Here is a 12,923-nt window from a genome sequence, read left to right as displayed (position 1 = left end):
CTCTTACGCAGCCTTCTGAGCGCTCTTGGCGCGAATGCCGAGCAAATGGCTGATCGCGAACACGAGATCGGCGCGGTTCATGGTGTAGAAATGGAAGGTGTCGACGCCGTGCTTGGCGAGCTTCTGCACCTGGCCGGCGGCGACGGTTGCGGCCACCAGCTTGCGGGTCTCGGCATCGTCGTCGAGGCCCTCGAATTTCGCGGCGAACCAGTCCGGCACGGTGGTGCCGGCTCGGGTGACGAAATTCCGGGCCTGCTTGAAATTGTGCATGGGCATGATGCCTGGCACGATCGGAATGTTGATGCCGCGGGCGCGGACGCGGTCGAGATAGCGGAAGTAGAGGTCGTTATCGAAGAACACCTGGGTGATCGCGCGGGTCGCGCCCGCGTCGACCTTGGCCTTCAGCGTGTCGATGTCGGCATCGAAGTCGCGCGCTTCGGGATGCTTCTCGGGATAGGCCGAGACGGACACTTCGATATCGGCATGCCGCTTCTTGATTCCCGCGACGAGCTCGGCGGAGCTCTGGTAGCCGTCGGGATGGCTGGCATAGGGCGTGCCGATGCCGCCGACGGGATCGCCGCGCAGGCCGACGATGTGGCGGACGCCGACCTCGTGATAGCGGTCGACGATCTCGTCGATCTCGCCGCGCGAAGCTCCGACGCAGGTCAAATGCGCTGCCGGCAGCAGCGTGGTTTCCTTCAGGATGCGGGCAATGGTCGCATGGGTGCGCTCGCGGGTCGAGCCGCCGGCTCCGTAGGTCACCGAGACGAATTTCGGGTCGAGCGGGGCGAGCCGGTTGATGGTCTCCCAGAGATTGCGCTCCATCTCCTCGGTCTTGGGCGGAAAGAACTCGAAGGAGATCGCAGGCCGCGTCAGGTGCCCGTCTTGCCCATCGGTCCGGGCAGGAATCGTCAGATCGGTCATGGCACCACGCACTCCAGATTTGTCGCCAAAGAATTTTCGTCAGGTTTCGGCGGCCGACGGTCAGGTCTCGCTTGGAAGCCCAAGATAAGCCAAAGGCGGGTTGATCGACAGCCCATCGGAAATGGGAAGTGGCCCACTTATGCCAATAATTCCGGAATTATTGGTCGAATGTCAATTTTTGTGGGACATTGGTATTCTTATAAAATGCGCATAATATCAATATATTATAGAGCAAGCAAGGCTGATTTGGGGAAACTTCAGATGATGGGCAGGCCGAAATAAATGTTGTCCAGATGTTAATTGGCCCATCAGCTCGCTACGACCAACCCGCTCCGGCTCGTGGTCCGCACACGTCAGACCTGCGCAGCCGGCCCATTGTCGCCGCGCGGCCCTCCATTAGGTTAAGCCGCCATGATCCCGCTCTCCGTCCTCGACCTCTCCGTCGTCACATCAGGCACCAAGCCTGCCGCGGCGCTGCGCAATAGCATCGACCTGGCGCGCCATGTCGATGGCCTCGGCTATGTCCGCTACTGGCTCGCCGAGCACCACAACCTTGCCTCGGTCGCGAGCCCGGCGCCCGACGTCATGATCGGCCAGATCGCGGCGGTGACGAAGCATATCCGCGTCGGCTCCGGCGGGGTGATGCTGCCCAACCACGCCCCTCTGGTCGTCGCCGAGCGCTTCAAGATGCTGGAGGCGCTGTTTCCCGGCCGGATCGATCTCGGTCTCGGCCGCGCCCCCGGCACCGACGGTGCGACGGCTTACGCTCTGCGCAGCCGGCTCGACCGCCGCGAGGGCGACGATTTCCTGGAGCGGCTGCACGAGCTGATTCTGTGGCAGACGCGCGAATTCCCCGCTGGGCACCCCTACAACAACGTCGTCGCCATGCCCGATGACACCGCCCTGCCGCCGATCTGGCTGCTCGGCTCCAGCGATTATTCCTCGGAGCTGGCCGCGCAGATCGGCATGGGCTTCGCCTTCGCCCATCACTTCGCGTCCCACGATGCCGTTGATGCGATGGTGCATTACCGCAACCGCTTCCAGCCCTCGGCGTGGCGCGCCACCCCGCACGCGATCCTCGCGGTTGCCGTCATCGCCGCCGATACCGACGCGGAGGCCGAACGGCTCGCTTCTTCGTTCGACCTCAACCGGCTGCGTCGCGACCGCGGTCAATATCTGCCGCTGCCAAGCGTCGAGGAGGCGCTGGCCTATCCTTACTCCGACGCTGAACGCACCTCGATCCTGCGCAACCGTTCCCGCCTGTTCGTCGGCAGCCCCGCGACGGTGCAGAGGAAGCTGCAGCTGTTGATCGAGGCGAGCAAGCCGGACGAGTTGATGGTGATCACCGCCGTGTACGATCACGAGGCGCGGAAGAAATCGTATTCGCTGCTCGCGGAGGCGTTTGGGTTGGTGAAGAGAGAAGCCGCCTAACCCGCTCTTGTGCCCCGGACGCAGCGCAGCGCTCCCGGCGATGCGAAGCATCGTCCGGTGCGGTGCGCTGCGTCCGGGGCCCATCGTGCGGCTGACTATTGCGGCCTCTGGGTCCCGGCTCGCGCTTCGCGCGTCCGGGACACGAAACTAATCCTGCTGCGCTTCGCTGAACGTCGCGCGGAACGGATGGCCCGGATACACGCCGACGATGCGGAATTCGCGCGAGAAGAACTTCAGCTCCTCGATGGCGAAGGCGAGACCCTTGTCCTCGGGGTGGCCGTCGACGTCGGCGTAGAACTGTGTGGCGAAGAAATTGCCGTCGACCATGTAGCTCTCGAGCTTGGTCATGTTGACGCCGTTGGTGGCAAAGCCGCCGAGCGCCTTGTAGAGCGCGGCCGGCAAGTTGCGCACGCGGAACACGAACGTCGTGACCAGCGGGCCGGAGCCCTGCGCGGCCCATTTCGGCTCGCGCGCCAGCACCACGAAGCGTGTGGTGTTGTGGGCCTCGTCCTCGATGTCCTCGGCGAGGATGTCGAGGCCGTAGATCTTTGCGGCGAGGCGCGAGGCGATCGCGGCGACGGTCTTGTCATTGCGTTCGGAGATGTCGCGGGCGCTGCCGGCGGTGTCGGCGTGCACGATCGGCTTGATGCCGAGTTTGCGGATGATGCGCCGGCACTGGCCGAGCGCATGCACATGGCTCTCGACGCTCTTGATGTCTTCGAGCCTGGTCCCCTTCACCGCCATCAATTGATGCCGAACGGGGAGGAACCACTCACCGATGATGAAGAGGCCGGAGGCCGGCAACAGATGATGGATGTCGGCGACGCGACCGGCGACCGAGTTCTCGATCGGGATCATGCCGAGATCGGCCTCGCCCGACGCGATCGCCGACAGCGCGTCCTCGAAGGTGGCGCAGGCCATCGGCTCGGCGTCGGGATAGGCCTCGACGATGGCGATGTGCGAATTGGCCCCGGGCTCGCCCTGGAATGCGATTTTCAGCTTGGTCATGTCTTAATAGTGCTCCTGCCGCGCCTTGTAGCAGCCGCTCAGGATTTGGAAAGGATGCTGCGCGCGGTTTCGAGATCGGGCGGCGTGTCGACGCCGCGGGGCAGGATGTCGACGATCATGATGTCGATGCGCATGCCGGCTTCGACCGCGCGGAGCTGCTCCAGGCTTTCCTGGCGCTCCAGCGGCGAAGGCGGCAGCGACACGAACCGCTCCAGCGCAGCGCGGCGGTAAGCATAGAGGCCGATATGGTGGTAGCGCGGTCCGTTGCCGTAGGGCGCGGTGGCGCGGGTGAAATATAGAGCCCGCAGCCGCCGCGGTCCGATCGGCGAGCCGACGGCCTTCACGACGCTCGGGGCAAGATCCTCCTCCTCGGTGTGGATCTGCGAGGCCAGCGTTACGATATCGACCGCCGGATCGGCGAAGGGCGGCAGCACCTCGCGGATGGTCTGCGGCGTGATCGTCGGGAAATCGCCCTGCAGATTGATCACGATCTCGGCCTTGCCCTCGGGGTCGAGCTTCTGCATGGCCTCGTGGATGCGGTCCGAGCCAGAAGGGTGGTCGGCGCGCGTCATCACGGCTTCGCCGCCATGGGCCGCGACGACCGAGGCGATCTCCGGCGTGTCGGTTGCGACCGCGACCCGGCCGATTGCGGCGGCCTCTGCGCGGCGTAGCACGTGCACGATCATCGGCAGGCCCGCGATATCGGCGAGCGGCTTGCCGGGCAGGCGGGTGGCGGCCATGCGGGCCGGGATCAGCACCAGGATGCGAGGATCGATCATGGGTTCAAGTTCTTGGGTTCAAGTTCTTGGGGTCAAGGGCCTGGAAACGGGGCGTTTTTCGCGCCGAGAAATGGAGTGGGGACGGGCTGCAAGCGGGGTCGCTTATACGGGTTGCCAGACCCCGGGCAAACCGATATCTCAATGGCAAAACTCGGGGAAACGATCAGGAACGTTTGATTCTCCCGAGGCTCGTCCTGGCGGCCGCCTGGCCGCTCGATCTTTCTTGCGGTGTGGGGCCTGGCCGGAAATGGACTCTTTCGAACTCAATAAAATTCTCGGTGCCGTGCTCGGCACCTGTCTGATCCTGCTGGTGACGAGCTTCACCGCGAGTGCGCTGTTCTCGCCCAAGATGCCGGAAAAGCCGGGCTTCGAGATCGCCGTGAAGGAAGATGCCGGCCACGGCAAGGAAGGCGGCGGCGCTGCTGCTGCCTCCGCCGAGCCGATCGAAAAGCTGCTCCAGGCCGCCTCGGTCGAGAAGGGTGCCGCGGCCGCCAAGAAGTGTGGCGCCTGCCACACCTTCGAAAAGGGCGGCCCGAATCGCGTCGGTCCGAACCTTTACGGCGTCGTCGGCGAGGCGAAGGGCGAGGGCCGCGGGTTCAACTTCTCGGCCGCGATGAAAGGCAAGGGCGGCACCTGGACCTTCGACGATCTCAACAAGTTCATTGCCAATCCGAAGGGCTTCATCCCGGGCACCGCGATGGGCTTCGCCGGTATTCCCAAGGACTCCGAGCGCGCCGACGTCATTGCCTATTTGAATTCGCTGTCGGAGCATCCGCAGCCGCTGCCGACCGCGTCGAAGTAAGGCGTCAAAAGCCTGCTCTGGAAGAAACGGCCAGGCTGAAAAGCCTGGCCGTTTCGTTATCCGGGCCTCGCGGCGAATTTATCGGGGCGTTTGGCCGCATCTGACGGGCCTCCGGCCTTTCAAGATGAGGAAAAAGCAACATATTCGGTCGAAACCTCGCCTATATTGGGAACTTAAAGGAGTAGCCTCCTTCAAGACAGGGATGTTGATTTGGCCATCACCCGACGCGATCTCCTGCTCACCGGCACTGCGGCCGCAGCGCTTCCCGTCCTCGGTTCCTTGGGCAGCGTTCCCGCCATCGGCCCAGCGCAGGCCCAATCCGCCAGTGAGCTGACTTCAAATGGGCCTCCTTGGCGCCATGCGCTGTCGCTGTTCGGGAAGGTCAAGTACCCCGCCGATTTCAAGCGCTTCGACTATGTCAATCCGGAAGCGCCCAAGGGCGGCGTCGCCCGCCAGATCGCCGTCGGCACCTTCGACAATTTCAACATCGTCGTGTCGGGCGTGAAGGGGCAGGTCGCAGGCGCCGTCGCATTCATCTACGAATCCCTCACCACGCCCTCGCTCGACGAAGTCTCGACCGAATACGGCGCGCTGGCCGAGGCCGTCAGCCATCCCGATGATTTCTCCTTCGTCACCTACCGCTTGCGGCCGCAAGCCAAGTGGCACGACGGCAAGCCGGTCACCCCCGATGACGTGATCTTCTCGCTCGATTCCTTCAAGAAGCACCACCCCATGTACTCGGCCTATTACAGCCATGTGGTGAAGGCCGAGAAGATCGGCGAGCGCGAGGTGAAGTTCGTATTCGACGCGCCGGGCAACCGCGAATTGCCGCAGATCGTCGGGCAGCTTATCGTCTTGCCGAAGCATTGGTGGGAGGGGACCGACGCGCAGGGCCGCAAGCGCGATGTGTCGGCGACCACGCTCGAAGTGCCGCTCGGCTCCGGTCCCTACAAGGTCAAGGACTTCGTTGCAGGACGGTCGATCGCACTGGAGCGCGTTAGGGATTATTGGGGCCGCGATCTGCCGGCCAATGTGGGCCGCAACAATTTCGACGAGCTGCGCTACGAATATTTCCGCGACGCCACTGTCGCGATCGAGGCTTTCAAGGCCGATCAGGTCGATTGGCGCACCGAGAACAGCGCGAAGAACTGGGCGACCGCCTACGACTTCCCGGCCGTCGGCGAAAAGCGCGTGATCCTCGAGGAGTTCGCCAATCGCAGCTCGGGCGTGATGCAGGCCTTCGTGCCGAACCTGCGCCGCGCCAAGTTCAGCGATCCGCGCGTGCGTCGCGCGCTCAACTACGCATTCGACTTCGAGGAGATGAACAAGCAGATATTCTACGGCCAGTACAAGCGCATCAGCAGCTATTTCGATGGCATCGAAGATCTGATGGCAACAGGCGTGCCGCAAGGGAAAGAGCTGGAGATCCTCGAGACCGTCCGTGCTCAGGTCCCGCCCGAAGTTTTCACGACGGCCTACAGCAATCCGGTGGGGGGCAGTCCGGAGGCCGTGCGCGATAATTTGCGCGAAGCGCTGCGCCTGTTCAAGGAGGCCGGCTACGAGATACGCGACCGCAAGCTGATCGACGTCAAGACCGGCACCCAGTTCTCCCTGGAATTGCTGAACTCGGATCCGAGCTTCGAGCGGATCACCCTGTTCTACAAGCCGTCCCTCGAGCGGCTCGGCATCGCCGTCAGCGTGCGGACGGTCGATCCGACCCAGTACGAGAACAGGACGCGCGAGTGGGATTTCGACATGGTCACCAACTCCTGGCCCGAGTCGCAGTCGCCGGGCAACGAGCAGCGCGAGTTCTGGTCGTCCAAGACGGCTGACATCGCCGGCTCCCGCAATCTTGCCGGGATCAAGAATCCCGCGATCGACAAGCTGATCGAACGGGTCATCTACGCCAGTGATCGCGACGATCTTGTCGCTGCAGCCAAGGCGCTCGACCGTGTACTGCTGTGGAATCACTACGTCGTGCCGCAGTGGAATTATCCAAAGGTTCGCACCGCGCGCTGGGATCGCTTCGGCCGGCCGGCGGAATTGCCTAGATATGGCCAGTCCGGCTTCCCGCTCATCTGGTGGTATGACGCAGACAAGGCGGCGCGGATCGCAAAGAAGTCGTGAAGGATATTTCCCGCATGACGCAGATGTCACGCCGGCATGTGCTGATCCTCGGTGTCGGCGGCGCATTCAGCGCTGTCGCACGCCACAGCGCGGCGGCGTCCGAGGGGTCCATCGAGGCTCACGGCATCTCGGCGTTCGGCGATCTCAAATACCCCGCCGATTTCCATCATTTCGGTTACGTCAATGTCGACGCGCCGAAGGGCGGCGCGTTCTCCCTGATTCCCTCGGTGCGCGCCTACAACCAGTCTTATTTCACGTTCTCTTCGCTGAACGCCTACATACTGAAGGGTGAGGGCGCGCAGGGCATGGACATGACCTTTGCGCCGTTGATGGCGCGCGCCAATGACGAGCCCGACGCGATGTACGGGCTTGCAGCGAAATCAGTGCGGATCTCGCCCGACAAACTGGCCTACACCTTCACGATACGGCCCGAGGCCCGCTTCCACGACGGCTCCAGGCTCACCGCGCACGACGTCGCCTTCTCGCTCAACACGCTGAAGGAGAAGGGGCATCCGCTGATCGTCGTGCAGCTGCGCGATTTCGTGATGGCCGAGGCGCTGGACGACGTCACCGTGGTCGTCACCTTCGCGCCGAACCGGGCGCGGGACGTGCCGCTCTATGTCGCGAGCCTTCCAATCTTCTCGAAGGCTTATTACGCCACGCGCGCTTTCGATGAATCGTCGCTCGATACCCCGCTGGGCTCCGGCCCGTACAAGGTCGGCAGGTTCGAGGTCAACCGCTACATCGAATACGAGCGCGTCAAGGACTGGTGGGGCGCCGACCTGCCGGTGTGCCGCGGCAGCTACAATTTCGACACGGTGCGCTACGAATTCTACCGCGACCGCGACGTCGCCTTCGAAGGCTTCACCGGCAAGAACTATCTGTTCCGCGAGGAGCTTACGTCGCGCATCTGGGCGACGCGTTATGATTTCGCGGCGGTGAAGGACGGTCGCGTCAAGCAAGAGCAGCTGCCGGACGAGACGCCTTCGGGCGCACAGGGTTGGTTCATCAATCTGCGCCGCAACAAGTTCGCGGATTCGCGCGTGCGCGAAGCGCTGATCTACGCCTTCGATTTCGAGTGGACCAACAAGTCGATCATGTATGGCGCCTATGCACGCACGCACTCGCCGTTCCAGAATTCCGACATGATGGTGTCCAGCCCGCCTTCGCCGGAAGAGCTCGCGCTGCTCGAGCCCTTCCGCGGCAAGGTGCCCGACGAAGTGTTCGGCCAGCCCTTCGCGCCGCCGGTATCGGACGGCTCCGGTCAGGACCGCGCCCTGCTGCGCAAGGCGAGCGAGCTGCTCAACGAGGCCGGCTACATCATCAAGGACCGCAAACGGGTTCTGCCCAATGGCGAGCCTTTCACGATCGAATTCCTCAACGACGAGCAGTCGATCCAGCCGCATCACGGGCCTTATTTGAAGAACCTCGCAACGCTCGGGATCGACGCCTCCTTCCGTCTGGTCGATGCCGTGCAATACCGCGCGCGGCTCGAGGATTTCGATTTCGACATGACGATCGAACGCTTCTCGATGTCGGCGACTCCAGGCGATGCCATGCGGGCGTTCTTCTCCTCGCAGGCGGCCAAGACCAAGGGCTCGTACAATCTCGCAGGCATCTCCGATCCTGTGATCGACGCGCTGATCGAGAAGATCATTGCCGCACAGACCCGGGCGGAGCTGACCACGGCCTGCCGGGCCTTCGACCGCGTGTTCCGGGCCGGGCGCTATTGGGTGCCGCAATGGTATGCCAACTTCCATCGCGTCGCCTATTGGGACCAGTTCAGCCATCCCGCCAAGCCGCCGAAATACGCGCAAGGCGTCGGTGCGCCTGAGAACTGGTGGTTCGACACGGCGAAGGCCGCCAAGCTCGAGCAGGCGAAATAATCATGAGCGCCTACATCGCCCGCCGCATCCTCCTGATGATCCCGACGCTGCTCGGAATCCTGTTCGTGTCCTTCATCGTCGTGCAATTCGCGCCGGGCGGCCCGGTCGAGCGCGTCATCGCGCAACTCTCGGGAGCCGATACCGGCGGCACGTCGCGCATTTCGGGCGGCGGCGACTTTGCACAGCGCGCGCCGGGACAGTTGGGGGCCGGCGGCGATGCCATCAACTCGAAATATCGCGGCGCGCAGGGTCTTGATCCTGACTTCATCAAGAAGCTCGAGGCACAGTTCGGTTTCGACAAGCCGGCACCGGAGCGTTTCGCTCTGATGGTTTGGAATTTCGCCCGCTTCGATTTCGGCAAGAGTTATTTTCGTGACGTCAGCGTGCTCCAGCTCATCAAGGAGAAGCTGCCGGTCTCGATTTCGCTCGGGCTCTGGCTGACGCTGATCACCTATTTGATCTCGATCCCGCTCGGCATCCGCAAGGCGGTGAAGGACGGCACGCGCTTCGACACCTGGACATCGACCATTCTCGTGCTGGGCTATGCCATTCCCGGCTTTCTGTTCGCGATCCTCCTCATCATCCTGTTCGCCGGCGGTTCCTTCTTCAACTGGTTCCCGCTGCGCGGACTGACCTCGGACGGCTGGTCGCAGTTTCCCTGGTACTGGAAGATCATCGATTACTTCTGGCATCTGACGCTGCCGCTGATCGCCATGGGGTTAGGTGCGTTCACCACCATGACGTTCCTGACGAAGAACTCGTTCCTGGACGAGATCCGCAAGCAATACGTCATGACTGCGCGTGCCAAGGGTTGCAGCGAGGGGCGGGTGCTTTACGGCCATGTCTTCCGCAACGCGATGCTGATCGTGATCGCGGGCTTTCCCGGCACCTTCATCCATGCCTTCTTTTCGGGTTCGCTTCTGATCGAGACCATCTTCTCGCTGGACGGGCTGGGCCTGCTCAGCTTCGAGAGCGTGCTCAACCGCGACTATCCCGTGGTGTTCGGCACGCTCTACATCTTTTCGTTGGTCGGCCTCGTGATCAATCTGGTCTCCGACCTGACCTATATGTGGATCGACCCCCGGATCGATTTCGAGGCGCGGGAGGTCTGATGACGATTACTGCGCCGACGCCGATCGAGATCACGACTCAGTCGCCGCTCGGCGAGGTCGTTCCGATCACGCGCAAGCCCTTTGCGCCTTCGCCGCTGAACAGGCGGCGGTGGCAGAACTTCAAGGCCAATCGCCGCGGCTACTGGTCGTTCTGGATCTTCATCGCCCTGTTCGTGGTCTCGCTGTTCGCCGAGCTGATCGCCAACGACCGCCCCTTCCTGGTCAAGTTCGACGGCCATCTCTATTGGCCGGCCTTCGTGACCTATTCCGAAACCACCTTCGGCGGTGACTTCGAAACGGCTGCCGACTATCGCGATCCCTATCTGCAGAAGCTGATCAAGGAGAAGAACGGCAGCATCGTCTGGCCGCTGATCCGCTATTCCTACGACACCCATAACCTCGATCTGCCGACGCCGGCACCGTCGCCGCCGACCTGGATGTTGACCGAGAAGCAGTGCCAGCCGGTGGTGGAGAAGAAGGGGCTGAAGAGCTGCCGCGACCTCGAATATAACTGGCTCGGCACCGACGATCAGGGCCGCGATGTCGTCGCGCGGCTGATCTATGGCTTCCGTATCTCCGTGCTGTTCGGCCTTTGCCTCACCATCGTCTCGTCCGTCATCGGCATCGCAGCGGGCGCGGTGCAGGGCTATTTCGGCGGTCGGGTCGATCTCATCTTCCAGCGCTTCATCGAGATCTGGACGGCGATTCCCTCGCTCTATCTTCTCCTGATCCTGTCCTCGGTGCTGGTGCCCGGCTTCTTCGTTCTGCTTGGTATCCTCCTGCTGTTCTCCTGGGTCTCGCTGGTCGGTCTCGTGCGGGCCGAATTCCTGCGCGGCCGCAATTTCGAATACATCCAGGCGGCGCGGGCGCTCGGCGTGTCCAACCCGGTCATCATGTTCCGCCACCTGCTGCCGAATGCGATGGTGGCGACCATGACGTTCCTGCCCTTCATCGTGTCGAGCTCGGTGATGACGCTGACGGCACTCGATTTCCTGGGCTTCGGCCTGCCGCCGGGATCGCCATCGCTCGGCGAATTGCTGTCGCAGGCCAAGTCCAACGTGCAGGCGCCCTGGCTCGGCTTCTCCGGCTTCTTCTCGGTCGCGATCATGCTGTCGCTCCTGATCTTCATCGGCGAAGCGGTGCGCGACGCCTTCGATCCGCGCAAGACGTTCAGGTAAGACCGATGGACGCGATCAACCAGCCCCTGCTCGCCGTGCGCGACCTTTCGGTGGCCTTCCACCAGGGCGGCGCCACCACGCTCGCGGTCGACAAGATCTCGTTCCAGATCAAGCGCGGCGAATGCCTGGCGCTGGTCGGCGAATCCGGCTCCGGCAAGTCGGTCAGCGCGCTTTCGATTCTCAAGCTGCTGCCCTATCCGAACGCCTCGCACCCGTCGGGGAGCATCCGCTTCAAGGGGCAGGAGCTGATCAAGCGCTCCGAGCAGGAGATGCGGGAGATCAGAGGCAGCGACATCTCCATCATCTTCCAGGAGCCGATGACCTCGCTCAATCCGCTGCATACGATCGAGGCGCAGATCGGCGAGATCATCCAGCTGCACAATCCGACCAGCAATGCCGAGGCGCGCAGGCGAACGCTGGAGCTCTTGACGCAGGTCGGCATTCCCGAGCCCGAAACGCGGCTGAACAGCTATCCGCATCAGCTTTCTGGCGGCCAGCGCCAGCGCGTGATGATCGCGATGGCGCTCGCCAACGAGCCGGACCTCTTGATCGCGGACGAGCCGACGACGGCGCTCGACGTCACCGTGCAGGCGCAGATCCTGGCGCTGCTCGCCGAGATCCGCTCGCGGCTCGGCATGAGCCTGCTCTTCATCACCCACGATCTCGGCATCGTGCGCCGCATCGCCGACACGGTCTGTGTCATGAAGAGCGGTGAGATCGTCGAGCAGGGACCGGTCGAGCAGGTCTTCAAGTCGCCGAAACATCCCTATACGCGCGACCTGCTCGCGGCGGAGCCGAAGCCCGATCCGGCGCCGCCGCAGCCGGATGCGCCGATGGTGATGTCCGCCAATGACCTGAAAGTGTGGTTTCCGATCAAGCGCGGGCTGATGCGCAAGACGGTCGGCCACATCAAGGCGGTCGACGGCGTCAGCGTCGCCGTGCGCAAGGGCGAGACGCTCGGTGTCGTCGGCGAATCCGGTTCGGGCAAGACCACGCTCGGGCTGGCGCTGCTGCGCTTGATCTCCTCGAACGGACGCATCGTCTTCCTAGGCAAGGACATCCAGGGCCTGCGCTTCAAGGAGATGCGGCCCTTCCGGCGCGACATGCAGATCGTGTTCCAGGACCCGTTCGGCTCGCTCTCACCGCGCATGTCGATCGCCGACATCATCGCCGAGGGTCTCTCCGTGCATCAGCCGAAGCTGTCGCGCGAAGAGCGTGAGGCGCGGGTCGTCAAGGCGCTGGAAGACGTCGGGCTGAAGCCCGATACCCGCTACCGCTATCCCCACGAATTCTCCGGCGGCCAGCGCCAGCGCATCAGTATCGCGCGCGCGGTGGTGCTGGAGCCGGATTTCGTCGTGCTGGATGAGCCGACCAGCGCGCTCGACATGCTGTTCCAGGCGCAGATGGTCGATCTGTTGCGCGAGCTCCAGCGCAAGCGCGACCTCACCTACTTGTTCATCTCGCACGATTTGCGCGTCGTCGCTTCGCTGGCGAGCCACCTGATCGTGATGCGGGGCGGCAAGGTCGTCGAAGAGGGACAGGCCGCCGAACTGTTCAAGCACCCGAAGACGGATTACACGCGGGCGCTGTTTGCGGCTGCGTTCCGGCTGGAGACCGCCGGGAACGGCTCGGTGGCGACGTAGTATCTGGTAGGGTGGGTTAGGCGAAGCCGTAAC

10 protein-coding genes are annotated in these 12,923 nt (G+C 63.3%); 7 read left to right on the top strand and 3 right to left on the bottom strand.

Going from position 1 to position 12,923, the window contains the following annotated elements:
• Positions 1 to 3 precede the first annotated feature (3 nt).
• Positions 4 to 924, bottom strand: coding sequence for a methylenetetrahydrofolate reductase [NAD(P)H] (gene metF, locus UNPA324_RS00815; protein WP_181769246.1), 921 nt, complete (start codon positions 922 to 924; stop codon positions 4 to 6).
• Between the two features lie 411 nt (positions 925 to 1,335).
• On the opposite strand from metF, the gene UNPA324_RS00810 reads away from it, so the two are divergent.
• Positions 1,336 to 2,355 carry an LLM class flavin-dependent oxidoreductase gene (locus UNPA324_RS00810; RefSeq protein WP_128922192.1) on the top strand — a complete coding sequence of 340 codons (1,020 nt, stop codon included), beginning with the start codon at positions 1,336 to 1,338 and terminating at the stop codon, positions 2,353 to 2,355.
• Positions 2,356 to 2,502: 147 nt separating this feature from the next.
• On the opposite strand, the gene UNPA324_RS00805 is transcribed toward UNPA324_RS00810, so the two are convergent.
• Together UNPA324_RS00805 and UNPA324_RS00800 are read right to left on the bottom strand one after the other, a co-directional pair.
• Complete coding sequence (locus UNPA324_RS00805) at positions 2,503 to 3,363, bottom strand: prephenate dehydratase (RefSeq protein ID WP_141932975.1); 861 nt, start codon at positions 3,361 to 3,363, stop codon at positions 2,503 to 2,505.
• Between the two features lie 38 nt (positions 3,364 to 3,401).
• Complete coding sequence (locus tag UNPA324_RS00800; RefSeq protein WP_141932973.1) at positions 3,402 to 4,142, bottom strand: 3-deoxy-manno-octulosonate cytidylyltransferase; 741 nt, start codon at positions 4,140 to 4,142, stop codon at positions 3,402 to 3,404.
• Positions 4,143 to 4,389: 247 nt separating this feature from the next.
• On the opposite strand from UNPA324_RS00800, the gene UNPA324_RS00795 reads away from it, so the two are divergent.
• From UNPA324_RS00795 to UNPA324_RS00770, 6 genes are all read left to right on the top strand, one after another.
• A complete protein-coding gene (locus tag UNPA324_RS00795; RefSeq protein ID WP_128922189.1) occupies positions 4,390 to 4,944 on the top strand; it encodes a c-type cytochrome in 555 nt (184 codons plus the stop codon).
• 210 nt (positions 4,945 to 5,154) lie between these two features.
• On the top strand, positions 5,155 to 7,071 hold the full coding sequence (locus UNPA324_RS00790) for an extracellular solute-binding protein (protein ID WP_128922188.1): 1,917 nt from the start codon (positions 5,155 to 5,157) through the stop codon (positions 7,069 to 7,071).
• 14 nt (positions 7,072 to 7,085) lie between these two features.
• Complete coding sequence (locus tag UNPA324_RS00785; RefSeq protein ID WP_141932971.1) at positions 7,086 to 8,957, top strand: extracellular solute-binding protein; 1,872 nt, start codon at positions 7,086 to 7,088, stop codon at positions 8,955 to 8,957.
• A gap of 2 nt (positions 8,958 to 8,959) precedes the next feature.
• Complete coding sequence (locus UNPA324_RS00780; RefSeq protein WP_128922186.1) at positions 8,960 to 10,069, top strand: microcin C ABC transporter permease YejB; 1,110 nt, start codon at positions 8,960 to 8,962, stop codon at positions 10,067 to 10,069.
• A complete protein-coding gene (locus UNPA324_RS00775) occupies positions 10,069 to 11,247 on the top strand; it encodes an ABC transporter permease (RefSeq protein ID WP_141932969.1) in 1,179 nt (392 codons plus the stop codon). Before UNPA324_RS00780 ends, UNPA324_RS00775 begins: the two co-directional genes overlap by 1 nt.
• Before the next feature lie 5 nt (positions 11,248 to 11,252).
• The gene (locus UNPA324_RS00770) at positions 11,253 to 12,890 is read left to right on the top strand and encodes an ABC transporter ATP-binding protein (protein ID WP_181769245.1); all 1,638 of its coding nucleotides are present in this window, start codon (positions 11,253 to 11,255) and stop codon (positions 12,888 to 12,890) included.
• Positions 12,891 to 12,923: the final 33 nt, after the last annotated feature.

Source organism: Bradyrhizobium sp. UNPA324 (genome assembly GCF_006658635.1).
GTDB lineage: Bacteria > Pseudomonadota > Alphaproteobacteria > Rhizobiales > Xanthobacteraceae > Bradyrhizobium > Bradyrhizobium nanningense.
Note: the sequence above shows the minus strand (reverse complement) of the source record. Positions and strands in the feature narration are given on the sequence as shown.

Coding starts and splice junctions, on each gene's coding strand:
- metF (WP_181769246.1), bottom strand. CDS start 924: ATGACCGATCTGACGATTCCTGCCCGGACCGATGGGCAAGACGGGCAC.
- UNPA324_RS00810 (WP_128922192.1), top strand. CDS start 1,336: ATGATCCCGCTCTCCGTCCTCGACCTCTCCGTCGTCACATCAGGCACC.
- UNPA324_RS00805 (WP_141932975.1), bottom strand. CDS start 3,363: ATGACCAAGCTGAAAATCGCATTCCAGGGCGAGCCCGGGGCCAATTCG.
- UNPA324_RS00800 (WP_141932973.1), bottom strand. CDS start 4,142: ATGATCGATCCTCGCATCCTGGTGCTGATCCCGGCCCGCATGGCCGCC.
- UNPA324_RS00795 (WP_128922189.1), top strand. CDS start 4,390: ATGGACTCTTTCGAACTCAATAAAATTCTCGGTGCCGTGCTCGGCACC.
- UNPA324_RS00785 (WP_141932971.1), top strand. CDS start 7,086: ATGACGCAGATGTCACGCCGGCATGTGCTGATCCTCGGTGTCGGCGGC.
- UNPA324_RS00780 (WP_128922186.1), top strand. CDS start 8,960: ATGAGCGCCTACATCGCCCGCCGCATCCTCCTGATGATCCCGACGCTG.
- UNPA324_RS00775 (WP_141932969.1), top strand. CDS start 10,069: ATGACGATTACTGCGCCGACGCCGATCGAGATCACGACTCAGTCGCCG.
- UNPA324_RS00770 (WP_181769245.1), top strand. CDS start 11,253: ATGGACGCGATCAACCAGCCCCTGCTCGCCGTGCGCGACCTTTCGGTG.